This is a genomic window from bacterium, from assembly GCA_023228325.1.
GTDB lineage: Bacteria > Auribacterota > UBA6266 > UBA6266 > UBA6266 > UBA6266.
The window spans coordinates 945,723-969,538 of sequence record JALOBK010000001.1 but is presented as its reverse complement, the minus strand read 5'-3'; the positions used below and the strand labels follow the sequence as shown (position 1 = coordinate 969,538).

Here is a 23,816-nt window from a genome sequence, read left to right as displayed (position 1 = left end):
AACTTATGTTCACTGCCGTTCCATAAGTTACAGTTTCATAAAACTAAATTGATATATAATTTTATTAAGGCTTATCCCCCGCTGATTTGCTTCGCAAATCAATGCGCCGGGGATCCGCTCAACTTGGCAACTTATGTTCACTGCCGTTCCATAAGTTACAGTTTCGCGGAAAAAAAAGCCCCGATAGATATCGGGGCTCTTCGGTTATATAAAAAACTGAATTATCTTCCACGCGCCATTTTAGCTCTCGAAATATTTCCTTTTTTGTCGAGGAAATAAAGATACCCTTTTTCTTTCTTAACGCCGACTTTTGCAACTTTTTCAGGTGCTGCTTTTTTCCCTTTTCTCTTGCCGCCGCGCGCCATCTTGGCTCTCGAAACATCTCCCTTTTTGTCGATAAAGTAAAGATATCCCTTTACTTTTTTTACTCCTGCCTTCGCTACTACTTGAGCCATAATAACCTCCTTCTATTAAAGGTTTATTTATTAATCTATCTTATCACCCGCCTTTTATATGTCAAGTAAAAACCTCTATTTTTTGCGTCGGGGTATGGACGATAAAATTCTGCGGTTTTTATTCTCGGCAATCCATCTTCTTCTTCCGGTAAAATTAAATGGATTGACACGTGTAATAGCGGATTATATAATACCCTCTGCAAAACAGACGCGGGGTGGAGCAGCCAGGTAGCTCGTCGGGCTCATAACCCGGAGGTCGCAGGTTCAAATCCTGCCCCCGCTACCATATACCAGCGAAAGCTGGTTTTTTCATTTAAATTAACAGTTGAAGAAAAACAGTCTTTCTATTATATTATCGTTTCATCAGAAATCGGCGCCGGAGTAGCTCAGGTGGTTAGAGCAGCGGAATCATAATCCGCGTGTCGGGGGTTCGAGTCCCTCCTCCGGTACCATTCATCTGTGCTTCCTTTAATAGAAGCCATGGCTGATGAGTCTTTCCTCGGGAGAAGATAAGTAAGTATTTCTCACTCATTCTCGTCCCGCCTTTGGCGAGACTCCGAGGCAGTCACTGAGAAAAACATTCAGTTCCCGAATCCATTCGAAACACTTCCTTATCCCCTCCCTCTTTTTGCTCATCTCAGATCAGGCAGGGAGTAGGTTTTAAGGGGTGTCTTTTTTGTGAGCGGCCACGGTGCCCGAAGGGCGAGCGAACAAAAAAGTCAAGTGTAGAAAAACTCGGCGGGATTTTCAAACGTCCCCGAAAAAGCTACTCCCTGCCGGATCCCTCTTTTACCTGCATCTTAACGTCAATCAAGTCCCTGTGCGAGACTTTCAGGAGGCCGGCGATTTTGTGGATGAGCTGGTCTTCATATTTATCAAGGCGCCTGTCGGCGAATATTATTTTCCAGAAATTTTTCAGGACTTTCAGTTTTTCGTCATAAGAAAAATTCCTGTCAATTACTTTCGTGAACTCATACAAATCAACGCTGTCTTTTCTTTTTTGATACGCTTTTTCCAGAAGGCCTGTTATCTCTTTTCCGCCGAGCCCGAAATCTTTCCGCAATATATCCGAAATAACATTTTCTTCCGCTTTGTCTATATGTCCGTCAGTAGCAGCGGCCTCGATAAAAAGAACGCAGGACGCAAGCCTTATCCTGTCTTCCGCGCTTTCTGCGGGCCTGTTTTCTTCAGGCTTGGCGAATATATTTTTCAGGCTGTCAACAAATGGGCTTTTCAAAGTTTCACTCCTTCCACGGGAAAAAAGTTTCCTTCAAAGTCCTTTCCTGTTTCCGGGGAATTTCCGAAAACCCGTACTTATAAGAAAGCTCCCTGATCGCGCTGCTTATTACCGCCGCGCTGAGGCCCGGCGTCACAAGGACAATTCCGCCGCCGGTCGCAACTCCCGCAAGAAAAAGCAGTATCAGAAAAACCAACAGCATAACGGAAAACGCCGGATGGCATATCCCCAGCGTCACCGCCCCTTTAATAACGGCGGCAGGGTTTTTTATCCTGAAGCACAGAGGGAAAATATATAATGACGCAATCATATTGATTATAAAGATGCATCCCATAAAAGCGGCTATTATTTTGCCTAATATCCCGAACTGGAAACCATAAAACAGAAAACCGATAAGCGACAGGAAACTGATAAACGCCAGCGCCAGAAACCCGAGGGTGGAAGCCAGGAAATACTTTTTAAACGCCCTGAAAAAATCTTTTACACCGACGCTTTCCCCGAAACTTATCCGGTCAGACATATAAATAAGAGCCGCGGTGGCCGCGGGCATCGGAATAATAAATAAGGAAAGGATAAACCACATCAGGCTTAAGGCAAGAAATAAACCCAGGTTGTCGAAGAAAAGCCAGAACCCTTTTGAACACACATCAAAAAAACTTAACCGGATAAGTAAAGATGACTCTTTTTTTTTGTCTGACATCAGCCTTTAATAGCTCCAAGCTGAATTCCCTCGATAAAAAATCTCTGGTTGAAAAGGAATACGAGTATCACCGGCATCAGGACGATCAGGGATGCGGCCATCAGAAGAGTGTACTGGGTATTATAAACCCCCTGGAACGAGGCAAGCAGAACCGGAAGTGTCTTCATCTGGTCGCTGGAACAGACTATCAACGGCCACATGAAATCACGCCACACAGCCATAAACGTAAATGTTACAAGTGTGGCAAGAGCGGGTTTTGAAAGAGGCAGTATTATCCTTATATATATGCCAAAGAGGCTGCAGCCGTCGATTTTTGCCGCATCTTCAAGGTCAACCGGTATGCTCATAAAAAACTGCCGGAGCATAAATGTGCCGTAAGCGCTGCAAAGTCCCGGGACTATCAGCGCAAAGTAGGAATCAAGCCCTATGGGTCGTCCTATATAATGTCCCAATATCTCAAATTTGCTGTCCCAGAATTCGGTTAGAATCTGAACATCGGGCGACCCTCCGAAAAGCTGGTAGAAAAAAGTCCCTATCTTGGCGCTCACCAGATTCAGCATATCGGGAGCAAGCTTCATAATGATAAAAACAGGTATCATAGTGACCGCTCCCGGAATCATCATAGTGGCAAGATAAAGCAAAAATATCTTATCCCTGCCCGGGAAATGAAGCCTCGCGAAAGCGTACGCCGCCATAGAACTTGTGAATGCCTGTCCGAATGTGACCAGCAAGGCGACTATGATGCTGTTTATATATGCTCTGCCGAACGGCAGGGCATCCCACGCTTTCGGATAATTATCCCACTTGAGAGCCGGCTTCCATTCTTTTTTAAGTTTATCGGCGGGGATCCAGCATTTTTCATCCAGCAGGGGGTTCTTTTCATCGGCAATTTTCACAAAAAGCTTAACGCTCAGGATTTCACAGGGGACTTTAACCCTGAGCCCGACGGGAATCCTGTCTCCTCTTTCTATAAACCCCATGCTCTTCATTATTTCGCCGACCGGAACCGCAGGCTCCTTTTTCCACGGAGTGAGCCAGTTAGGCACATAATTTGAAACGAGAGAACTGTCAATATCGACTTTCCTGCCTTCATATTCTCCGCTGAGTATTTTTACCTCTGATGTTCTCTTGATAATTTTTATATTAAGGCCCGTTTGCGCCGAATCAGGGGCTTCCGCCGCAAGAGCCCGGATGTCTTCAATGCCGGCGGTAAGGTTTTTTTCTTCCCTATATTCGATAACCGAGCCAACCAGGGCTTTATCATAGGATGTAAAATAGTTTGTTTCGGAAGGGATCCATGTCGGCGGGAATGAAAAAACTTCTCCTTCATCCTTCAATGATGTCGAAACCATCCAGAAGAAGGGAAGCAGCATGGTAATACCTATAAAAGAAAGCATGGCATAGTAAAAAACTTTTTTCAGAAGTCCCAGTTCCTTAAGAGAGCTCACAAATCTGGTTTTTGTTTTTTGCTTGACCATCAGTAATGAACCACCTTTCCCCCGAACTTCCAGTTAAACAGGGTAACAACAAAAACAAGCGCGAAAAGCACCCATGCGATTGACGCCGCATACCCCATTTTAAACCATGCGTACGCGTTATTATAAATATAGTAACTCAATGTTGTTGTCGAACCGGCAGGCCCGCCGCCGGTCATGATATAAGCGGCGTCAAACCCGCCCTGAAAACCTCCTATGACGCTCATCACAAAAATGAAGAAAGTCGTAGGCGAAAGCATCGGCCAGGTCACCGACCAGAATTTCTGCCAGCCGCTGGCTCCGTCTATATCCGCGGCTTCGTACAGGTCAAGCGGAATTCCCTGCAAGCCCGCAAGGTAAAGTATCATGTTATATCCGCCCACCCCGGTCCATATGCTCATCAACATCAAAGACGGTTTTGACCACGCCGTGCTCGTCAGCCATTCCACCTTGGGTATGCCGATGTAACCTAACATCGTATTCAGCAGGCCGAGGTCGGTGTTATATATCCATCTCCACAAAACATATAACGCTACGCCGGCGCAGATGGAAGGCAGAAAATAAACAGCCCTGAAAAACACTATCCCTTTCAGTTTCTTGTTCATTAAAAGGGCAAGCCCCAGCGAAGCGAACATCCCTATGGGGATAGCCAGCATCATAAATAATGTATTGCCCAAAAACTGCCAGAAATAAGGGTCATTGGCTCCCCATATGTCGTTTGAGAACCCCCAGACGGGAAAAATATTTAAAAGTATTACAATCCCCGGAAGAAAGGCCAGGAAAACATCGGAAGACTTTTCAAACCTGAAATCATAGGCGCGGAAATATGCGCCGAGAAAAGAAAAAAGCATCGCTATAAAAAGAAGCAAAAGCGAAAACCCCAGGAAAGTTCCGGCGTTCAAAATCAGGTTTTCCCTGATAAAATAGCTGTTGTAAGCGCTTCCCGGAAGCATCTCCAGAATTGACATCCATTTGACAAAAAGGCCGGCGGAAACCAGGATCAATATCGCGGGGAGCAAATTAAAAGTTCCTCTGAAAAAATATTTGCCGGTCGCCTGGCGGCAGTGCTGCATCTGTTGGAGGAAAAATCTCAGGACAAGCAGCGCGGATGCGATGAACATCATACAGCAAAAAATCACATCCATTTCAAGCGTCCAGGGAAACCGCAGTCCGCTTTCGGCAATTTCCCTGATATGGAAAAACATCAGTTTGTTAAAATTCTTGAACATAACAAACTTCATGGGTTTTATTATATCCCAGTCGACAAAACCCAGATAAAAAGAAAACAGCACAGGGAAAAAAGTAAAACAAAAGAAACCGAGAAAATTCGGCAGGATAAAAAGATAACCGCTCAGAGATTCCCCGATCCTAAAATTTTTTTTGCTTTTCATAAGAGCCCGCTGAAATTAATCACCTTCGAATTTATAGATTATTTCGTCTGCCCGCCTGAGTCCGAGTTCATCTCTTGCGATCTTCTCCAGATAAACAGGGTCGTTTTCAAGGCCGTCTTTCTCCTGCTTTAACTTAAGGTTTTTCTCCTCAAGAGATGCCACCGTCTCTTTTAACTCTTTTTCCTGCTTTATTAAAGAACTTCTTCCTATCCATTTCGGCACTAAAAGCGCGGCCGCTAACAATACAATAACAATAAATACAGTTGAAATCAATATACTTCTGAGGCGAAGAAGTAAATCCTGCCTCCTCATATCGTTCCCCCGTAACAGGCCGCTTCTCCAAGCTGTTCCTCGATTCTGAGCAGCTGGTTGTACTTGCATATCCTGTCTGTCCTGCATGCCGACCCTGTTTTTATCTGCCCGCAGTTCGTCCCGACAGCGATATCAGCTATCGTGGAGTCTTCCGTTTCGCCGGAACGATGGCTTACGACAGCCGTATAACCCGCTCTTTTAGCCATTTCTATAGCGTCGAGAGTTTCGGAAATGGTGCCTATCTGGTTAACTTTTATCAGTATTGAATTAGCGATATTTTTTTCTATTCCTTCCTGAAGCCTCTTTGTATTTGTCACAAACAGGTCATCTCCCACAAGCTGTTTCTCGCTGCCGAGCTGTTCCGTCAAAAGCTTCCAGCCTGCCCAGTCATCCTCCGCCATGCCGTCTTCAAGAGATATTATCATGGGATATTTCTTTACAAGCCTGACCCAGAAATCAACCATTTCTTCGGAGGAAATTATTTTCCCCGTTGATTTCCAGAATTTATAACCTTTTTTACCTTCTTCGGCCGCATGGTTCCACAATTCGGACGCCGCGGGGTCAAGCGCGATAAAAATATCTTTGCCTATTTTATATCCTGCCCCGTCAACCGCTTCCAGTATAACTTCAACCGCTTCTTCGTTGCTTTTCAGGGAAGGGGCAAAGCCTCCTTCATCGCCGACCGCGGTTGAATATCCTTTTTTCTTCAAAACACTTTTCAGCACATGAAAGACTTCGGCTCCCATCCGCAGGGCTTCCCTGAAACAACAGGCGCCTTTAGGCATAATCATAAATTCCTGAAGATCTACAGGCGCGTCCGAATGCGCGCCTCCGTTAAGAATATTCATCATCGGGACAGGAAGCGTTTTCGCTCCGACCCCGCCTATATATTGGTAAAGAGGAAGTCCTGAAATCGCCGCGGCAGCCTTAAGGCCGGCCATGGAAACGCCAAGCACGGCATTGGCGCCGAGTTTGGCTTTGTTTTCCGTGCCGTCAAGTTCCAGGAGCCTTCTGTCCAGGGAAACCTGATCGGTCGCATCCATCCCGACAACGGCGGGAGCGATTATTTCATTAACATTTTTTACGGCTTTTGACACCCCTTTGCCGGAATATCTTTTTTTATCCCCGTCCCTCAGCTCCACCGCTTCGTGTTCTCCCGTCGAAGCGCCCGAAGGAACAGCCGCGCGGCCTAAAAACCCTCCTTCGAGAGTTACATCGACTTCAACCGTCGGGTTACCTCTCGAATCCAGAATTTCCCGTCCTTTAACACTTAATATTGTCGTCACATCATCCTCCGTTTTAATAGTTCAATAATTTTAATTATTAATTCCTTTTTAACCACAGATAGCACAGATAAATACCATTTTAATATAAAAAATCTTGATAATTTACAAGCTTCCTGTTTCTCTATCTGTGTGTATCTGAGTAATCTGTGGTTGTAATTTTTCTGTTTTTATTATTATAAAATATCTAAATATAGCTTTTACGATTTGTTAATTTTATTTTTATCGTCACTATTTGTCAATACAATTCCCAGATGCCGGAGCAACCCGCGCCGGGAGGATAAATCCGGCGACCCCCTTGACAAAGGCCTCTTCTTGTGTTTCAATGAATCTCCGCTTGTTTTTGTTTCGGATCTTAAATTATGAATAAACTTTTAAAATTTAATGTGGCTTTAACGCTATCCATGTTTCTTACTTCCGGAAACATCACTTCCGGCGAAGGCTCGAACTTTTTCGGCTCGGATGATTTCGCGGGCACAAATTACGACACAAACAAGTGGCACGAACTTTATTCAAGGAACAACGGGGTTCTTTCCCAGGATGACGGGATGTATTATTCCACATCCTCCGCAACTTATGACGGATACGCTTATCATGAATGGAGTTATAATGAAGGCAGTTACAGCGACGGCTGGACGGTGCAGCTTGATGTTTCTGTCCTTTGCTCAACACTTACCGAACTTAATTACGGAGATGAAATATCCTTCGGGCTCGCACTTGAAAACAACTCAGACCCCTATCAGGGCATAGAAATCGGCGGCGACTGGGCCACTCTCGACATCGTAGCCGTATGGATGGGGGAAGGTTTCAATTATGATTTCAGCTTCGAAACATTTACCGACGGCATGCCTGAAGAGGTGTTCATTGAACAATCATATCTTTCTTCCGCGACCATACGCCTGCTTTACGACGCGAATTCGCACACTGTTTTCGCGCAGTACGATAATGACGGCAGATGGGAGACAATTACAGATGATTATGAACGCGGGGACGCAACCTTTACTATAGACGAAACAAACTGGGATATGACTGATTCGGATACATTCGGAGTCGCCATTCTTGGCACTTCCGGCTCGGGGTATTCTCCATTTTCGGTATCTGAAAGCGACAATATCTTCGGCGCAAATTTTTTCGCAGTGCCGGAACCCGGCGTAAACGCGTTATTCGCCTTAGGTATTCCCGCGCTTCTTTTCTTCGGCCGCAAATTTAAACAATAATTTTTCTTCCCTTTTCACGGATATTCCTTTATAATCACTCGAGTTGTTAATTCAAACAGGATAACGGGGCATAATATGAAAAAATACGCTCTTCTTTTTGTGTTTTGCTTATTTTTTTTCCATAGCGCTTTTTCCTCAGCCAATGTTCTGTTAAACAACAGCTTTGAAACTGCCGGAGGGAATGTCGGAGAAAACTGGACACAGTTCGGGGAAGCCTACCGCGTAGCGGAAGGCGGGGCCCATCCCTCTGCCCAGGACGGAAGTTATATGCTTCTGATAAATACCCAGGGAACAGGCGGCGACGGCAACGGCGCCTTCCAGATTTGCAATTGGACGGAGAACACGGATTACACCTTCACGGGATATTACCGGATAGAGGCTGAGCTTCCCGCCGATTATACCACTTTTTTAAAAGTTGAATATTATAATGCCAGCGAAACCTATATCTCGGCGACTGAAGGCGTTAAAATGTCAGCGCTGACCGACGGCTGGACATTTTATGAGTTATCGGGCACAACGCCGGCAAATACAGCTTCTGTAAGGTTCGTGCCTATAATATGGGGCACAACTTCTGAAACTTTACTAAACACTGTTTACTGGGATAACCTTTCCGCGGTTCCCGAACCGGGAGCAATGGGCCTCTTGATTATCCCCGCTTACAAAAAATTCAAAGGAAAAACCGTATGATTAAAAAATTCATATTTTCTTTATTTTTTATTTTATTGCTTATATCCCCTCAAAACGTGTTTGCAAATTTCCTGTTGAACCCGGGATTTGAAGAAGGAACGTGGGCCATAGATGGATTGCCCGATGGCTGGACCGGAAAAAGCGGAGCGGGAACATGGTATCTGGACTGGAAAAAGGACGCGGAGCTGGCCCACAGCGGAAGTAAATATATGTCCCTGGGAGGGCAAGCTGAGGCAGCCGCGTGGATGTGGCAAAGAACAACAACTGTAGTGCCTGACGAACGCATAACCTTCAGCGCGTGGATGAAAACCGACTGGGGAACTCCGACGGGCTATCTTGAAATCAATTTTAAAAATGCATCAGATGAATCGATATATGATTACAAAGTCGAGCTGTTCAGCGAAGTAGTGGAAACATGGACTCTTTATTCCATTTCCTATACAGCGCCAGCGGGAACCGCTTTTGTAGATTTTGTAATGGTCGGGGACGGTGAGGGAATGGTCTGTTTTGACGATGTTTCCGCTGTTCCTGAACCGGGGATTTTTGCCCTGTCCGGAGTTGCTGTGATAGCCCTGGTTCTATCGAAAAAATATCTGTCTGCATAATCATATAACCAATTGATACAAAGCAAGTTGTGTATATAAATTCACCGCGGATTTTTCTCCCGTCCTGACTTGACAACCCCACAAATATATGATATGTTTGTAAGGTATATCGAAACGTGTCACAGATTGCGCGGAATTCATAAGAAGTTCCTTATACCCTACGCCAAAAAAAGACATCTTTGAGAGGAGGAACGGATATGAAAACAGCAATTATAAGTACCCTGGTCCTTGTTCTATTTATCCCTCTTTCAGCTCACGCAAATCTTCTGGTAAACCCGAGTTTTGAATCAGCAGGCGGATGGAGCACATCTTCTTCGGGGAACTGGGAGATGGTTTCTGCCGGCGGCGTCAACCCCGAAACCCCTTATGGAGAGAATATGATGAAATACAGCGCGACCAGCAACACTCTTTATACGGGGTTCTCGCAGGGAATGGATGCCACCCCCAACACCACATATTCCATATCGGGCTATTATAATATACCAACGGAGCTGTGGCATGGCTATCATACATACGCATACGTATATTATATGGCGGAAGGCGGAACAAGCCCGATAAAAATCGAGTCTGTCGGAAGCTTTTCGGAGCCAACTGACGGCTGGGCACTCTTCAACGCAAGCAGCACAGCGCCTGAAGAAGCTGTCCGGGCGGTGCTTACAGTAGCAGTTGGTGTATCGGGAGGCTATCCTGACCCGCTGGGGGAACAGGTTCTCTACTGGGATAACCTTTATTTCGCCAGGGACGAAGTCATACCCGAAGCAAGCAGCATTACATTGCTTTCTATAGGTATCGCGGGCCTGGTTATGTTCAGCAGGATGAAAAGAAGTTAATAATTATATCCGTTCACCCCTCTTTAGGCGGTATCTTAAGATACCGCCTTTTTTTTAACACAATAGTAAAAACTTGTCAGCCAATATATTTAATGCTATAATAATTTCGGGTATATGAATAAGTCTTATGTATTGTTGTGTTCCCTGTTTGCCGGATTATTGCTGTTTGCTTTCTTTTCAGCCGCCGAAGAACGGTCCATATCTATAGAAAGCGTCGGCAAAACCGAAGAGATTTCGGGTGAATTCGAAGAACTGCACTCCTATTTTAAAATAACGCTGAAAAAGAACGTCCCCAAGATAGAAGGCAGAATAAAAATTGTTATATACTTCTTTGAAATACCTAACACTTTGGAAGGCAAAGAGATAGAAAATAAAAACATTGTTCTCGCGGCCCGCCAGGATCTTACGCCTTTTCTACCCTGGGATAAAAATGACAGGCTTTTCATAAGCACCAGTTTTTATCCGGCCACCGGCGCCGGATTTGTCTTTTATGGTTATCTTATAAGGGTTTATGTCGGGGAAAGTCTCGTTGATGAAATATTCGAACCGCAACACCTTAAAAGCAAAGATGTTCTGCAAAACAAGGCCTTTATCTAGGCCGCGGATTTTTTGAATATCCGCGCGGGAAAAAGTATTTTTACCGTCGGGAAAAGCGTTCCGAATCCAAAATGGACACTTGACAATCCGAAAGCTTTCGTGTTATAAATACCCAGTATTTTTTAACATTTTTTTAATATATTGTAACTTAGTTTTCAGCGACTCTGTTTTTTATGCAATCCCTTTTTCGGGGATTGCGAGAGCAAAAAGCCGGGTTGCGCCCGGCGTTTGTATTTTAGAGGAAATAAATATGGTCGAGGATGTAAACAAAGAGGATAGCTATATCCTTAATCATGAGTTTCATAATTCTGAAGGCAATAAGAATGATGAATCCCATGAGCCGTTGGAAAACGCCTTTGACGCGCTGCCTTATCCTTTTTACATAGTGAGTTCTCATAACGGTTATGTAATAAAAGCAAATTCCGCGACCGGGCTGAACGCAGGCGATAAAACATATATAGAATCCGAATTCGAAGATATCCCCGCCATTAAAGAAAATATCAACAGCATTATAAAAGAAGTAAAGGATTCCGGAAAGACCCTGAACCGCGAATTTGCCACAACGGATATAACAGGTGAAAGAAAAGATATAGAAATACACATTTACCCCATCTTTGATGACAACAAGAGGATTTCCCAGATAGCGATATATGTGCTGGATATCACAAAAAGGAAAAAAGCCGAGGCAGAGGTCTTCCAGGAAAAACAGCAAATCGCGGAAATAACAAGAATAGATCCGGTAACCGGGTTTTATAACAAACGATACCTTACGGAAAGGCTTGCCGCGGAGATAAGCCGCGCGCAGAGAAGCGTCCTTCCCATGGCCCTGCTTATTATTGAGGTCGAGAATTTTGACCGGATAAGCAATTCTCACGGGCACACTACGGCAAACACACTGCTGAAAGAAGTCGCCGGCCTGATAAAAGACGAGGGCCGGAAAGAGGATGTCTTTTTCCGCTATAAAGAAGAACGGCTTGCCGCGCTGCTTATAGAAAGCGGTTATGCGGGGGCAAAGAGATTTTCCGAACACATTATAAACAAGATCGGGGCTCATATATTCAATATAAGCGATGAGGAAATCAGGTCTTCTATCAGCGTAGGCGCCGCCTGTTACCCGGAAAGAAGCCTGAAAACCGCCGAAGACCTTTTAAGGGTTTCCGACGCCGCGCTTATTGAAGCAAAGGACTTCGGAAAAGGCAGGGCTGTTTTCTACCAGAATAAAGGAACCCCGATAATAGAGGGTAATTACAAATCCGCAAACATTGAAACATTGAAAAAAACCATTACGGACCTGGGTGACCGCTCAAAAAAAACTATCGTGGAATCAATTTATGATTTTGTTTCCTCTTTTGAGAACAACGAATACATAAACGGGAAAAGCACCGAACAAATATTCACAATAGCGAAAAAAATATCAAACCTGGAAGAAATCTACTCTGTGGCAAGGAATATTGATACCAGAAACCCGTTTGTCGGCGAACACTTTGAATGGATGATAGCGACGATAGAAAGAGTCGCGGATATACTCAAAATAAGCCCCGAAGAAGTGTATGACATAAAAAACGCCGCGGCTTTATACGACATCGGCAAAATATTTATAAGCGACTCAATCCTTCAAAAAAAGTCGCCTCTGACAGTGGAAGAATGCCGGATTATCAAAAAACATCCTCAAATAGCTTTTGATATGGTAAAGGCTTCATCCATGCTGAGCGGCTCACTGCCCAGTATACTGCACCATCATGAGCGTTACAACGGCACCGGTTATCCGAACGGGCTTAAAGGAGAAGAAATACCGATCGGCGCGAGAGTTTTAGCGGTTACCGACGCCTACCAGGCCCTTATCTCGGACCGCCCTTACAGGGAGGCTTTCAACGATGATAAAGCGTTGAACATAGTTGAAAAAGCTGCCGGAACTTATTTCGACCCGAAAGTCGTAAAGGCTTTTGTTGCCAACGTTTCTTAGTTCAATCTTTTCGCGCTGCCGCCCTGTAGATGTCCCTTTTTTTGAGACCTGTGATTTTCGCGGCGATTTTCGCGGCTTTGCTGCCGGAAATGCCCGCTTCATCGCGGATAATCGAAAATATCTTCTCAAAATCATAATCCGTTTTATTCGTTTCGCCGCATGCGCTGACAACCATGGTTATTTCACCGCGGGGCTCGCCCTGAAGTTTTTCCAGTATTTCGGAAAACGTCCCGAATATGCTCTCTTCGTAAATCTTTGTCATCTCCCTGAAAAGACAGGCTTTCCTGTCCCCCATGATATCCCTCATTATCTCAAGCGAATTGCGGACCCTTTTGGGGGACTCATAAAAAATAAGCGTCCTTTTTTCTCCTTTTAAACCGCTCAGATAATCCCTGAGTTTTTTATTGTTTTTAGGCAGGTAACCTTCAAAAGCAAATCTGTCGGATGCTATCCCGGAAGCGGACAGGGCCGCTATTGCGGCGCAGGGCCCCGGCACGGGGATTATTTCCACCGCTTCTTCTCTAAGCATATTTACGAGCCTGTAACCCGGATCGGAAACACACGGCGTCCCGGCTTCGGTTATAAGCGCGGCTTTTCCCGCCGCTTTGACTTTCTGGATTATATAACTGAGTTTCTTCCGCTCATTGCCTTCAAAAAAACTTACGATGCTCTTTCGCGGTATTTTAAATCTTTCCAGTAACAGCCCCGCTGTTCTCGTATCTTCAGCAATGATAAGGCCGGAATCCATGAGGATTTCTATTGCCCGGGGAGCAAGGTCCCCCAGGTTGCCGATGGGCGTTGCCACAACATATAGAACAGGAATCTTCAATTGTTTTGCTGTCCTGCGGGAACGTTCTTCTTATATTTTTCGGCCGCTTTAATTCTTTTTGAAATTGCCGGGTGGCTGTAAAGCAGGAATTCAATTACCCCGTTGGGCTCTTTGTCCGCCAGATTCTGCTCGGCCAGTTTCGTCATGCCCGATATGAACGCGTCCGGTTTGCCTGTTTTTTCAAGGGCAAACCTGTCGGCCTGCCTTTCGAAAAACCGTGAAATTGCGTTAAATGTAGGCATAGACACAAGCTGGATAACATATATCAACAGGGCGATAAGCGGGAATGTGGCGATATTGTAAAATTCAATATCACCATGATATCTCATATCGATAAGTCCCTTGAAAATCATATTTATCAAAGCAAAACTGGCGACATAAAAGATAGCCCCGATATATAAAAATTTGTAGATGTGCCTGAACCGGTGATGGCCGAATTCATGCGCTACTATCGTTTCAATCTCCTCCTCCGAATAATCCTTTAACAGGGTATCTCCCAGGATCACCTTCTTGGTGTTTCCCATACCGGCAAAAGCCGCATTGGCTTTTTTCGTCTTTTCGCTTAATACCCATTCATAAACTCCGAGGACACTGCCTCCCTCTTTTTCAATGAAAGTCTTTATTCTCTTCTCAAGGCTTTCGTTTCCAATCGGTTTCAACTTATAAAAAAGAGGAAGTATCAGCGAAGGATAGACCTTGCTCATGATTACGCTGAACACTATCCACACCACAGCCGTCCATATCCACCAGCTTCCCGGCTGTTTCCATAGAAGAAGATACAGGGCTTCTATAAGAATAAGTTTTGTCAATACGGCAATGATAATTTTTTTTAACTCATCCTTAAACCAGTTAAGCCGGGTAAGATTGGAAAGGGCGTATTTATGCTCTATATGGTAGGAAGCGTAATAATGAAGAGGCATAAACACGGCCCAGTTAATAAAAACAAACGCTGTCAGATAAACTGCGTTCAGTAAAATGAAATGAACTATCTGCCCGTAACTTTCGGGTATATTCTTTTCAATTACCTTCATGAGGTTCAAGGAAAGGGGCGTTATGAAAAAAGAAAGAAGTATGAAAATGGTCAGGATAATATCCGCGAGGAAAACCAGGTTGTTGATTTTCTCGTATTTTTTCGGGTCTCTTTTCATTTCAGCCATTACTTGATATCCTTTGATTATTTAAAAAGCTTTACCGGTTAAAAAATACGAAGCTACTTCCGGATTTATAAACTTATTTTTATTCGGATTCTCTATAATACTCTATTTTATATTCGCGACACCCATCATAATAAATACCATCACAAAAAGCGCCACTGTCTCTATCACTCCCAGCACCATAATATAGTTGCCGAACCCTTTTCCTGTTTCGGCCATCGCGTCGGAAGCCGCGGCTCCGGCCTTCCCCTGCATTAAAGCGCTCATTCCCAAAGCTATGCCGGCAAAAATACCTGCTGACCATAAATACACGCCGGAACCTGCCTTTGCCGACAGGGTGTTCATAACGATAAAACCGTAAATCGTCTGCGACAGGGGCGCGCCGACAAAAACCGTAAGAATAAAAGGCGCCGCTTTGCTTTGCGCAAAACATTTTTTCCATGCTCCGACCGCCGCCATCCCGGCAGCGCCCGTTCCCAATGCGGAACCTATTGCAGCCAATGCCAGCGCCGCAGAAAAACCCAAATCCTGAAACTGCGATAAAATATTCCCGGCCATTATTCTCTTCCTCCTCTTTCAAGATTATTTTTTATTAAATCCGCCCTCTTTCCCTTAAAAGGATTATACTCTATTCCCGACCACTCCATATTCAAATGGTTTGAAAATTCCAAAACATTCAGTCTCACGCCGTGCACAAGCACAGCCATGGCGCCCAACACAATATTAAGCCCGTGTCCTATCAGAAGAACCAGCACAGTCGCCAGGCCTGTTGCCGCCGAAGACCAGCCGAAACCTTCCGCCATCTGGTTAAAAGCATCCGCAATAGCGACCGAAGCCATCCCGACAGCGAAAAGCCTTATGTAAGAAACTACGTCGGAAAAACTGCCTATAATACTTAAAAACGTGGTGATAAGCCTCGGGAAAAGGTCCTTGAAAAAACTTTTGAACGGGACGGTAAAAAACAACACCGCGGATATCCCGCACGCAAAGAGCCACCCCGCAAAAACAGGGAACTCCGTGCCGACAATAAATGTCCTCGCAAGACAGAAGGCCCCCCATATTACAGAAATCCAGCCTAAATCCGCGATAAAAACAACCGACGGCATCTTTCTCGCCGCCTGCCATGCATGAGCTATGGTAAGCTGCACAGCCCCGATTATAAAACATAATTCTTTCATATTGGAATCCACCGTCAACCAGGGCATCAGCGGTTTAAATGTCTGTTTTATCCAGACCTGCCCGAAAACAGTGCCTGTCAAAACTCCCCAGATAATCGTCGCAATGCTCAAAACATACATCAGGAACAAAGGGGTCTTATCCTTCATCTTATTTCCCGATTTAACGCTTAAGAAAATTACGGCGGCCAGTATCAAAGCGCCGTAACCCGCATCCCCGATAAGCATCGCGAAAAATACGGAGAAAAATAAAAGGAAAACCACGCTTATATCCACTTCCCTGTATCCGGGCACTGTCTTTATTATGTTGAAAACCGGACTGATAATCTCAATCCATTTCGGATTTTTTATAAGTGTGGGGACATTGTCGCCGGCGGCCGGGTCTTCCGCCAGGACCGCCCAGTTGTTCTCATCCGCGGCATTTTCCAGGGCGCCGACCTTATCGAAGGGACAGTATCCTTTTAAATAAGAGAGCTCGCCCTGACTGCCCATCCCGGCGCTGGCTTTCTCGAATTCTATTTCTTTTTCCAGGTGTTCAAGCATCATCTTGAGTTCTTTTCTGTACCGGGCATAATCTTCAAGGCTTCTGTTTGTTTCCCCGAGCCTGTCTTCGATCTCCTTTTTTTCCGCTTTCACTTCGGAAAGCCTTCTGTCCGGCAAGGCCGCCGTTTTAAAAGAAAATTCCCGTTCTTCGCCGGAAATAAGCGCGCATCGCGCCAGGCCGCTGCTTTTGGAAATAATCTCGGCAAAAATATCAGGGGGAAGAGAATTGAATTCTTTTACCGGCAGTTCGGCGAGATAAACATACACATCTTTTGACCTGAGCCTTCTTATAAGGGAAATATCAAAATCCCCCCAGTCATCCCATGTATCTATGTGCCTTTGCAGTTTTACGGATTTTTCCGCGAGCTTGCTCCTGTAATCCCTTAAATCCAGAATCTCGTTGATTATTTTCCCCCAGTCCTCAATGTTTTCCCGTGAGGAGGGTTCCGCCGCGGGGGGAAGGATTTCTATCGCCCTCGATATCATATACATATCTTTTTGGACTTCATCAACCGCCTGGCTGTGCGGAGATTCAACATTTTCCACATGGACCAGACCCAGAGAAGAAAGCCGCTCCAGAGCATCCGATGTGTCTTTGCTCTGCACAACAATATTAACTTTTTTCATCGGGACAATCATTCAACAATCTCCGGGCTCCGCTGTCAGGCGGCCTGCAGCACCTTTTCTATTTTTTTCTTCGCTATCTTGCTTCTTCCGACCGCGTTGGTTTCCTGGTCTCCTATATATATCCTTATTCTCTTTATATTTCCCCTGCATTCGGGTATCTTGATTTTTTCAAAAAGATTCACTCTCTGCATTGTAGTTTTCAGTTCCCTGCTCAATAATTCATACTGTTTTTTCACAACATTATTTTCCGCAAGCAGTTCCGCCAGCTTTCTGATCTGCTCTATGGCGGAATCCACCCACAGGGGCGTGACAAAAAGGTCGTATTCCGTATTGGGGAAATCAACGCCTTTGAAAACAGGTATGCTTACTCCGGCGATATTCCCGGTGGATGTGATGATATCCCGGGGCCTTACCCATTCGGAAAGGTCTATTCCGGGTTCCGCAAGAATGCCTATCCATCCCACCATATCTTTTTTAATTTCTTCTATCTCTTCGCGCTGTTTGCTGAGTTTGGCTTCGGTCTTTCTTACTTCCACCTGTAACTGCTGCTGTTTTAACTGAAGCGTCGGCAAATACCTCTGGAATTGGCCGAGAGAATCTCTCTGGCTTTTTAATTCGCCCTTTGTAAATTTGATTTTTTTCTTCGCCATTTATCCGGTATTTCTTTTTTTATCTTCTAACTGTTTATGCTCTTATTCCTGTTTGTTAAGATCCTCAACTGTTTTTGGCCCTTCTTCCTGTTCTTCTTCTGTTTCATCCGCCCGGTTTTCCTGCTCCGCGGCGGGTTTTTCTTTAGGCCAGAATTTATCCGACATCTCCGTTTTCACTCCGGTTTCTTCAGGAGAAAAACATTCAGCCATTATTTCCCAGCCCAGGTCAAGGGCTTTCTCAAGAGGGATGTTTACCTTAAGAGACATGAGTTTGTCTTCAAACAGGTTCCCGTACCTGAGCAGTTTTTCATCCCATTTGCTCACCTGGAAACCCATGGCGAGTTTTTCTTTTGTATCCTTGAAATCGGCGTACAGCTGTATCATTGTATCCATAACGGTCCTGTGGTCTTCCCTTGTTTTTCCGTTAACCTGCTGTTTAAGCCTGCTTAACGAACCGAAAGGTTCGATTCTTCCGTTCCTGAGATAGAACTGGCCTTCCGTAATGTATCCTGTATTGTCCGGCACGGGATGAGTTACATCGTCTCCGGGCATAGTGGTAACCGCCAGCACGGTTATTGAACCCGCGTCGGAAAAATCAACCGCCTTTTCATACCTCGAGGCAAGCTGGCTGTACAGGTCTCCGGGGTAACCTCTGTTGGAAGGTATCTGTTCCATCGTAATCGCTACTTCTTTCAGGGCATCGGCAAAATTCGTCATATCCGTCAAAAGGACAAGAACATCTTTGCCTTTAATGGCAAATTGTTCCGCGACCGCAAGGCACATATCGGGAACCATAATACATTCCACCGTAGGGTCTGACGCGGTATGGATAAATAATATTGAACGCGACAGCGCCCCGTGTTCTTCGAGCGTATCCCTGAAAAAAAGAAAATCGTCATATTTCAGCCCTAAACCCCCGAGTATTATCACATCAACTTCCGCCTGCATGGCTATTCTGGAAAGAAGCTCATTGTAAGGTTCTCCCGCGACAGAGAAAATCGGAAGTTTCTGTGATACTACAAGGGAATTAAAAACATCTATCATCGGGATTCCCGTCCTGACCATCCTGTCGGGAATAATCCTTTTTGAGGGATTGACGGAAGGGCCGCCGATTTCAACCATGCTGTCGGCAAGCGAAGGCCCGTTGTCCCTCGGGATTCCGCTGCCGTCAAAAATCCTGCCCATTAAATCATCCGAGAAAGAAACCTGCATCCTGTGTCCCAGAAACCTCACTTCATCGCCGGTAGACACTCCCCTGCTTCCCGCGAATACCTGGAGAGAGACTTTATTGCCGTCAAGCTTTATCACCTGGGCAAGCGATTTTCCTCTCGAAGTATTTATTTCGGCAAGCTCCTGATTGCCTACTCCCTCCGCTTCAACGGTTATAACATCCCCGACTATCTGCAGTATTCTGCTGTATACTTTACGCATAATTTATCCCTTATCTTTTATCTGCTTTTTAACTTTCTCTTTCAGGGTTTTCTCCCGGTTTTTAAATGCGTCGCTTTCCCACGGGTCTGAATTCCAGTTTTTAAACTCCTGTCTCAGCCCGTGGAAAAAATGCCTTGCCTCGTCTTTTGTGCCGAAATCAAATTCCGATTTCAGAATTTCATGCAGGACACCGAAGACATATTCCTGCCTTTCCGCCGGCGTCGCCCCGTCAACTTCATCAAAAGCATTTTGCTGCAGATAAACATCGTCGATAAATTCGCCTTTAAGGTATTCCGTATAATCTTCCATCGCGGTGCCTTCTTCGCCTACGACTTTCATCATCTGTTCGACTTCTGCGCTTTTACGCAAAACATATTTTACGTATTCGACATGTTCCCGGTTAACAACACTTTTATATTTACTCCACGAATCGAGAGGGTCTATCGCGGGGTATTTCCGCGCATCGGACCTCTCGCGGGATAAACCGAGAAACGCGCCCACAACTTTCAGCGTCGCCTGTGTCACGGGCTCTTCAAAATTGCCGCCCGCCGGGCTCACAGTCCCGCCGATAGTGACCGAACCGATCTTGCCGTTATTAAGACGGACATTCCCTGCTCTCTCATAAAACGAAGCTATACGCGATTCCAGATAAGCGGGGAACGCTTCTTCCCCGGGGATCTCTTCAAGTCTCCCCGACATTTCTCTCATAGCCTGCGCCCAGCGCGATGTGGAATCCGGAAGCAGAAGGACATTTAAACCCATCTGACGGTAATATTCCGCAATCGTCACCGCGGTATAAACACTTGATTCCCTTGCGGCAACGGGCATCGAGCTTGTATTACATATAATTATAGTTCTCTCCATCAAAGACTTTCCCGTTCTCGGGTCTTTGAGTTCCGGGAATTCACGCAGGGTTTCGACAACTTCTCCCGCTCTTTCGCCGCATGCGGCAATAATCACTATATCCACTTCCGCATGTCTGCTTGTAATCTGCTGGAGAACCGTTTTCCCCGCTCCGAAAGGCCCGGGGATACAATAAGTCCCTCCTCTGGCAACAGGCACCAGTGTATCAATAATCCTGACTTTGGTAATAAGAGGATCCGCCGGTTTTAACTTTTCGCTGTATGCTTTGATAGGCAGTTTAACCGGCCATGTCTGAATCATGGAAACTTTCTCGATATTTCCCTTTTTATCTTTGAGTTCCGCAATTGTATCTTTTCCCGCATAGCCGCCTTTTGGGGCCATTTTCACTATCTCATACTCGTCCCTAAGCGAAAAAGGGGCCATTATGAAGTGCTTGAAGATTCCTTCGGGCACCGAGCCGAGGAAATCCCCGGCTTTGACTTTGTCGCCTTTCTTCGCTTCGGGAGTAAATTCCCATTTCTGTTCATAAGAAAGGGCGTTTAAATAAACTCCCCTCTTTAAAAAATAGCCGCATTTTTCCGCGACCTGAGGAAGGGGGTTTTGAAGCCCGTCGTAAATCTGCGTCAAAAGCCCCGGGCCGAGCTCAACAGACAGGAGTTCTCCGGAAAACTCAACTCTATCCCCGACTTTTAAGCCCTCGGTATTCTCGTACACCTGCAGGTCCGCTTTCCGGCCTCTCACTCTTATTACTTCGGATTTTAATTTCTCTTCTCCCGTAACAGCATACGCGACTTCGTTTTGAAGGACATAATCTTCAAATTCAGTTACTATCATGTTGCCGTTTATGCCGGATATTTTCCCTGTTCTGTCACTCATTCCTTAAGCTCCTTCCGGGGCTGTAAAAGCTCTATCGCTATTTTTCTGCCTTTTTCGGCTTTGATATTATCCCATTTATTTAAAATCTGGATTTTCAGAAAATAGATAATAAGAAAATGCAAATCGAAAAAATGCTGTTTTTCTATTTCCTCAAGTTTTTCCCATCGCGCCGTATCAATCCTTTTTTCGACTTCAAGCGGCGTCTCTTCTCCCGCGGCTTCTGCTACCATCGCCGCGATAAACGGGTCGGGAACATATTCGCCCCGGAAATAAGCATGGCCGTCTTTGCCCAATTTCTTCGCCCTTATATTAACAAGCTCATTCCTCAAAGATATCTCGAAATGTTTCCATGTTTCGAGAGCTTTTTGGGTTGTTTTCCTTTCTTCGGACGGAGTAAGCGAAGAGTTGTTAAGCGCAAAAAAGTCTTTTCCGGAAAGATGCCGGGCGGTGTAGTCTAAAAATTGGTCATTGGACATCGGAGGTTTCGTCCCGAAAGAGAGCATCGGCAAAGAAGCGCATAAATAGTAATAATTACGATTCACAAAAAATTCCCCCGCTTATTTTTTCTTTCCGGTTCTGCCGATAATCTCTCTTATCTGCGGGCTTATATAAGCTGACAGGCATTCGGTGATACTCTCATCCGAAAAATCAAAATGAGACTGCCCGCCGTCAAAACTTATCGTGAAACCCGCATCTAAGTTTTTAACGGGTTTTATTTCCGCTTTCTGCTTCAATTTACTTTTGAATAATTCAATCAGTCCTTTTTCTATGTCTTTGGCTTCTTTTGCGTTCACGCTGATTTGCACCTTCGATATTTCCCCGCCGCTTTTTACAAAAGATGAAGCCGCGTCTATTATTATTTTCTGTATCACATCCTTGTCCATCGCCTTTGATACTTCTTCTTTCAGCACGCTGTTGAAAAGGTTTATTATCTCCTCTTTCAGGGAGAGCATCACGTTTCGGAATGCCTGGTCTATCGCTTTTTTTGCGTTTTCGCTGATGCGGCCGGCTTCTTTTTCAGCGCTTTCCTTTATTTCCGCGGCTTTCTGCTGAGCCGAAACCAGCACCTGTTTTGCTTCTCCCTCGGCATCGGAAATGATTTTGTCGGCTTTTTCCTGCGCGGATTTGATACCTTCGCGGTTAATCTTGTCTAAAAGGCTTTGCAGTTTTTCTGTCATAACGGGTACTCCTGTTTATATACCTACCGGAATGAAACATCTATATTACTTTCCAACATCAAAAAATTCAAGTATTCTGTCAAGTTCATCAAGGGAATAATATTCGATTTCTATTCTGCCTTTATTTTTCCTGTCTTTAATTTTCACTTTTGTCTTTAATGTTTCCCGAAGCCTGTCCTCCAGATGTTTTATATGAGATGGAGTTTCTTTCGATATCTTTCCCTTCGCAACACCCGGCGCCTGAGACTTTTCACTGATGAATTCTTCCAGTTGCCTGACAGACATGCCTTCTTTAACCGCTTTTTCTCCCGTTTCAATCTGCCTCTGCGGATTTTTGATACCCAAAATCACCTTTGCGTGGCCCGGCGACAATTCCCCCTCTTCAATATATTTTCTCAATTTAACAGGCAGAGAAAGTAATCTTAAAATATTTGCCACAGTAGCTCTGTTTTTCCCAACCTTTTGTGCCACAAGGTCTTGCGTTAATCCAAAGCTATCCATAAGTTTCTTGTACCCTTCGGCTTCCTCTATGGGATTTAAATCCTCCCTTTGCAGGTTTTCTATCAATGCCAGCTCAAGGGATTCTTCATTGTTTGCGGTTTTCACGATAGCAAATATTTTATCCATATTGAGCTGTTTCGCCGCCCGGTATCTTCGCTCGCCCGCTATCAACTCATATCCGTCTCCGGCTTTTCTCACGGTTACAGGATTGAGAATCCCCTTTTCCTTTATGGAATCCACAAGCTCTGTAAATCTTTTCTGGTCAAATTTTCTTCTCGGCTGATACACATTTGCTTTGATTTTTTCCACAGGGATATGCACAACCTGTTCCGAGGTTTCTACAGGGTGTTGAATTATTGCTCCCAGTCCTTTACCCAACGCTTTCTTGGCCAAGTTCAGCCTCCTTGTTTTTTGTAACTATTTCCTGCGCAAGGGATAAGTAATTCTCAGCCCCTGCCGAAGTTATATCATAATAAACAATTGGCTTGCCGAAACCGGGGGCCTCGCTAAGACGGATATTTCTAAAAATTATAGTTTTAAACACTTTATCCCCAAAGTGATTTTTCACTTCGTCAACTACCTGTTTTGCCAGGTTTGTGCGAAGATCGCCCATTGTCATAACAAGACCTTCGACTTCCAGGTTTGTATTCATTTGTTTTTGAACCAGCTCAACTGTTTTCATTAATTGAATAAGTCCCTCCAGCGCATAATAATCACACTGTATCGGTATAAGAACCGAATCTGCGGCGCATAAGGCATTCATTGTGAGCTGCCCCAGAGAAGGAGGACAATCAATAATAATATAATTGTAATTGTTTTTCAGGGGAACTAATTCGCTCTTAAGCTGATAATGCCTGTTATCCAGCTCAAGAAGTTCCACTTCCGCTCCGGCAAGATCAGGGGTCGACGGAATAACATCGAGATTTTCAAATTCCGTGTGCATTATAACGCCCACCAGGGGTCTGTGTCCTATTATAGCCTTATAAATTCCTTCATTTACCTGAGATTTATCTATACCGACACCGCTTGTCGCATTGCTTTGAGGATCTAAATCAACCAGAAGAACTTTTTGCCCGGACTTGCCGAGACACGCGCTCAGGTTTACCGCGGTAGTTGTTTTGCCCACGCCGCCCTTTTGATTGACGACAGTGATTATTTTACCCATAAATCTGTCCTTTTCAATATGTGAAAAATAAAATGTTCTACGTAGAACAAAAAAATATCACAATTAAAAAT

The 23,816-nt window shown here is 44.9% G+C and carries 24 protein-coding genes and 2 tRNA genes; 8 read left to right on the top strand and 18 right to left on the bottom strand.

Annotated features, from left to right (window positions below; translation table 11 throughout):
- Positions 1 to 221 precede the first annotated feature (221 nt).
- A complete protein-coding gene (locus M0R36_04615; GenBank protein MCK9555083.1) occupies positions 222 to 455 on the bottom strand; it encodes a hypothetical protein in 234 nt (77 codons plus the stop codon).
- Positions 456 to 664: 209 nt separating this feature from the next.
- Between M0R36_04615 and M0R36_04610 the strand changes: the two genes are divergently transcribed.
- Together M0R36_04610 and M0R36_04605 are read left to right on the top strand one after the other, a co-directional pair.
- Positions 665 to 741 (top strand) — tRNA-Met (locus M0R36_04610).
- Between the two features lie 89 nt (positions 742 to 830).
- Positions 831 to 907: transfer RNA gene (locus M0R36_04605), tRNA-Met, on the top strand.
- A 314-nt stretch (positions 908 to 1,221) separates the two neighbouring features.
- On the opposite strand, the gene M0R36_04600 is transcribed toward M0R36_04605, so the two are convergent.
- Genes M0R36_04600 through eno form a run of 6 tightly spaced genes read right to left on the bottom strand, consistent with a single transcriptional unit; the run spans position 1,222 to position 6,856 of the window.
- Complete coding sequence (locus M0R36_04600; protein MCK9555082.1) at positions 1,222 to 1,692, bottom strand: TerB family tellurite resistance protein; 471 nt, start codon at positions 1,690 to 1,692, stop codon at positions 1,222 to 1,224.
- Between the two features lie 4 nt (positions 1,693 to 1,696).
- Positions 1,697 to 2,392, bottom strand: a complete 696-nt coding sequence (locus M0R36_04595) for a DUF624 domain-containing protein (protein ID MCK9555081.1) — start codon at positions 2,390 to 2,392, stop codon at positions 1,697 to 1,699.
- Complete coding sequence (locus M0R36_04590) at positions 2,392 to 3,870, bottom strand: carbohydrate ABC transporter permease (GenBank protein ID MCK9555080.1); 1,479 nt, start codon at positions 3,868 to 3,870, stop codon at positions 2,392 to 2,394. The genes M0R36_04595 and M0R36_04590 overlap by 1 nt, the downstream gene beginning before the upstream one ends.
- On the bottom strand, positions 3,870 to 5,258 hold the full coding sequence (locus M0R36_04585) for a sugar ABC transporter permease (protein ID MCK9555079.1): 1,389 nt from the start codon (positions 5,256 to 5,258) through the stop codon (positions 3,870 to 3,872). Before M0R36_04585 ends, M0R36_04590 begins: the two co-directional genes overlap by 1 nt.
- A 15-nt stretch (positions 5,259 to 5,273) precedes the next feature.
- The gene (locus tag M0R36_04580; GenBank protein MCK9555078.1) at positions 5,274 to 5,570 is read right to left on the bottom strand and encodes a septum formation initiator family protein; all 297 of its coding nucleotides are present in this window, start codon (positions 5,568 to 5,570) and stop codon (positions 5,274 to 5,276) included.
- Positions 5,567 to 6,856: a phosphopyruvate hydratase gene (gene eno / locus M0R36_04575; protein MCK9555077.1), complete on the bottom strand. Its 1,290-nt coding sequence runs from the start codon at positions 6,854 to 6,856 to the stop codon at positions 5,567 to 5,569. Before eno ends, M0R36_04580 begins: the two co-directional genes overlap by 4 nt.
- A gap of 359 nt (positions 6,857 to 7,215) precedes the next feature.
- On the opposite strand from eno, the gene M0R36_04570 reads away from it, so the two are divergent.
- From M0R36_04570 to M0R36_04545, 6 genes are all read left to right on the top strand, one after another.
- A complete protein-coding gene (locus tag M0R36_04570; protein MCK9555076.1) occupies positions 7,216 to 8,070 on the top strand; it encodes a hypothetical protein in 855 nt (284 codons plus the stop codon).
- A 75-nt stretch (positions 8,071 to 8,145) separates the two neighbouring features.
- On the top strand, positions 8,146 to 8,757 hold the full coding sequence (locus M0R36_04565) for a hypothetical protein (GenBank protein ID MCK9555075.1): 612 nt from the start codon (positions 8,146 to 8,148) through the stop codon (positions 8,755 to 8,757).
- Positions 8,754 to 9,362, top strand: coding sequence for a PEP-CTERM sorting domain-containing protein (locus M0R36_04560; protein MCK9555074.1), 609 nt, complete (start codon positions 8,754 to 8,756; stop codon positions 9,360 to 9,362). Before M0R36_04565 ends, M0R36_04560 begins: the two co-directional genes overlap by 4 nt.
- A 197-nt stretch (positions 9,363 to 9,559) precedes the next feature.
- Positions 9,560 to 10,192, top strand: a complete 633-nt coding sequence (locus tag M0R36_04555; GenBank protein MCK9555073.1) for a hypothetical protein — start codon at positions 9,560 to 9,562, stop codon at positions 10,190 to 10,192.
- 114 nt (positions 10,193 to 10,306) lie between these two features.
- Complete coding sequence (locus tag M0R36_04550; GenBank protein MCK9555072.1) at positions 10,307 to 10,789, top strand: hypothetical protein; 483 nt, start codon at positions 10,307 to 10,309, stop codon at positions 10,787 to 10,789.
- A gap of 250 nt (positions 10,790 to 11,039) precedes the next feature.
- On the top strand, positions 11,040 to 12,752 hold the full coding sequence (locus M0R36_04545; protein MCK9555071.1) for a diguanylate cyclase: 1,713 nt from the start codon (positions 11,040 to 11,042) through the stop codon (positions 12,750 to 12,752).
- 1 nt (position 12,753) lies between these two features.
- On the opposite strand, the gene rsmI is transcribed toward M0R36_04545, so the two are convergent.
- The 11 genes from rsmI to M0R36_04490 form a co-directional block, all read right to left on the bottom strand.
- Positions 12,754 to 13,581, bottom strand: coding sequence for a 16S rRNA (cytidine(1402)-2'-O)-methyltransferase (gene rsmI / locus M0R36_04540; protein ID MCK9555070.1), 828 nt, complete (start codon positions 13,579 to 13,581; stop codon positions 12,754 to 12,756).
- Entirely contained in the window at positions 13,578 to 14,738 is a 1,161-nt protein-coding gene (locus M0R36_04535; GenBank protein ID MCK9555069.1) for a M48 family metallopeptidase, read from the bottom strand. The genes rsmI and M0R36_04535 overlap by 4 nt, the downstream gene beginning before the upstream one ends.
- A gap of 102 nt (positions 14,739 to 14,840) precedes the next feature.
- On the bottom strand, positions 14,841 to 15,293 hold the full coding sequence (locus tag M0R36_04530; GenBank protein MCK9555068.1) for a V-type ATP synthase subunit K: 453 nt from the start codon (positions 15,291 to 15,293) through the stop codon (positions 14,841 to 14,843).
- The gene (locus M0R36_04525; protein ID MCK9555067.1) at positions 15,293 to 17,080 is read right to left on the bottom strand and encodes a hypothetical protein; all 1,788 of its coding nucleotides are present in this window, start codon (positions 17,078 to 17,080) and stop codon (positions 15,293 to 15,295) included. The genes M0R36_04530 and M0R36_04525 overlap by 1 nt, the downstream gene beginning before the upstream one ends.
- A gap of 35 nt (positions 17,081 to 17,115) precedes the next feature.
- A complete protein-coding gene (locus tag M0R36_04520; protein MCK9555066.1) occupies positions 17,116 to 17,730 on the bottom strand; it encodes a V-type ATP synthase subunit D in 615 nt (204 codons plus the stop codon).
- Between the two features lie 42 nt (positions 17,731 to 17,772).
- Complete coding sequence (locus M0R36_04515) at positions 17,773 to 19,161, bottom strand: V-type ATP synthase subunit B (GenBank protein ID MCK9555065.1); 1,389 nt, start codon at positions 19,159 to 19,161, stop codon at positions 17,773 to 17,775.
- 3 nt (positions 19,162 to 19,164) lie between these two features.
- Positions 19,165 to 20,901, bottom strand: coding sequence for a V-type ATP synthase subunit A (locus M0R36_04510; protein MCK9555064.1), 1,737 nt, complete (start codon positions 20,899 to 20,901; stop codon positions 19,165 to 19,167).
- The gene (locus M0R36_04505; protein ID MCK9555063.1) at positions 20,898 to 21,443 is read right to left on the bottom strand and encodes a DUF2764 domain-containing protein; all 546 of its coding nucleotides are present in this window, start codon (positions 21,441 to 21,443) and stop codon (positions 20,898 to 20,900) included. The genes M0R36_04510 and M0R36_04505 overlap by 4 nt, the downstream gene beginning before the upstream one ends.
- 15 nt (positions 21,444 to 21,458) lie before the next feature.
- Positions 21,459 to 22,079 (bottom strand): hypothetical protein, encoded by a 621-nt coding sequence (locus M0R36_04500; GenBank protein ID MCK9555062.1) that lies wholly within the window; start codon positions 22,077 to 22,079, stop codon positions 21,459 to 21,461.
- Positions 22,080 to 22,124: 45 nt separating this feature from the next.
- On the bottom strand, positions 22,125 to 22,973 hold the full coding sequence (locus tag M0R36_04495; GenBank protein ID MCK9555061.1) for a ParB/RepB/Spo0J family partition protein: 849 nt from the start codon (positions 22,971 to 22,973) through the stop codon (positions 22,125 to 22,127).
- Positions 22,951 to 23,745 carry an AAA family ATPase gene (locus tag M0R36_04490; protein ID MCK9555060.1) on the bottom strand — a complete coding sequence of 265 codons (795 nt, stop codon included), beginning with the start codon at positions 23,743 to 23,745 and terminating at the stop codon, positions 22,951 to 22,953. The genes M0R36_04495 and M0R36_04490 overlap by 23 nt, the downstream gene beginning before the upstream one ends.
- Positions 23,746 to 23,816 lie beyond the last annotated feature (71 nt).

Coding starts and splice junctions, on each gene's coding strand:
- M0R36_04595 (MCK9555081.1), bottom strand. CDS start 2,392: ATGTCAGACAAAAAAAAAGAGTCATCTTTACTTATCCGGTTAAGTTTT.
- M0R36_04535 (MCK9555069.1), bottom strand. CDS start 14,738: ATGGCTGAAATGAAAAGAGACCCGAAAAAATACGAGAAAATCAACAAC.
- M0R36_04590 (MCK9555080.1), bottom strand. CDS start 3,870: ATGGTCAAGCAAAAAACAAAAACCAGATTTGTGAGCTCTCTTAAGGAA.
- M0R36_04530 (MCK9555068.1), bottom strand. CDS start 15,293: ATGGCCGGGAATATTTTATCGCAGTTTCAGGATTTGGGTTTTTCTGCG.
- M0R36_04555 (MCK9555073.1), top strand. CDS start 9,560: ATGAAAACAGCAATTATAAGTACCCTGGTCCTTGTTCTATTTATCCCT.
- M0R36_04550 (MCK9555072.1), top strand. CDS start 10,307: ATGAATAAGTCTTATGTATTGTTGTGTTCCCTGTTTGCCGGATTATTG.
- M0R36_04565 (MCK9555075.1), top strand. CDS start 8,146: ATGAAAAAATACGCTCTTCTTTTTGTGTTTTGCTTATTTTTTTTCCAT.
- M0R36_04525 (MCK9555067.1), bottom strand. CDS start 17,080: ATGAAAAAAGTTAATATTGTTGTGCAGAGCAAAGACACATCGGATGCT.
- M0R36_04570 (MCK9555076.1), top strand. CDS start 7,216: ATGAATAAACTTTTAAAATTTAATGTGGCTTTAACGCTATCCATGTTT.
- M0R36_04545 (MCK9555071.1), top strand. CDS start 11,040: ATGGTCGAGGATGTAAACAAAGAGGATAGCTATATCCTTAATCATGAG.
- M0R36_04580 (MCK9555078.1), bottom strand. CDS start 5,570: ATGAGGAGGCAGGATTTACTTCTTCGCCTCAGAAGTATATTGATTTCA.
- M0R36_04560 (MCK9555074.1), top strand. CDS start 8,754: ATGATTAAAAAATTCATATTTTCTTTATTTTTTATTTTATTGCTTATA.
- M0R36_04615 (MCK9555083.1), bottom strand. CDS start 455: ATGGCTCAAGTAGTAGCGAAGGCAGGAGTAAAAAAAGTAAAGGGATAT.
- M0R36_04490 (MCK9555060.1), bottom strand. CDS start 23,745: ATGGGTAAAATAATCACTGTCGTCAATCAAAAGGGCGGCGTGGGCAAA.
- M0R36_04500 (MCK9555062.1), bottom strand. CDS start 22,079: ATGACAGAAAAACTGCAAAGCCTTTTAGACAAGATTAACCGCGAAGGT.
- M0R36_04510 (MCK9555064.1), bottom strand. CDS start 20,901: ATGAGTGACAGAACAGGGAAAATATCCGGCATAAACGGCAACATGATA.
- M0R36_04520 (MCK9555066.1), bottom strand. CDS start 17,730: ATGGCGAAGAAAAAAATCAAATTTACAAAGGGCGAATTAAAAAGCCAG.
- M0R36_04515 (MCK9555065.1), bottom strand. CDS start 19,161: ATGCGTAAAGTATACAGCAGAATACTGCAGATAGTCGGGGATGTTATA.
- M0R36_04585 (MCK9555079.1), bottom strand. CDS start 5,258: ATGAAAAGCAAAAAAAATTTTAGGATCGGGGAATCTCTGAGCGGTTAT.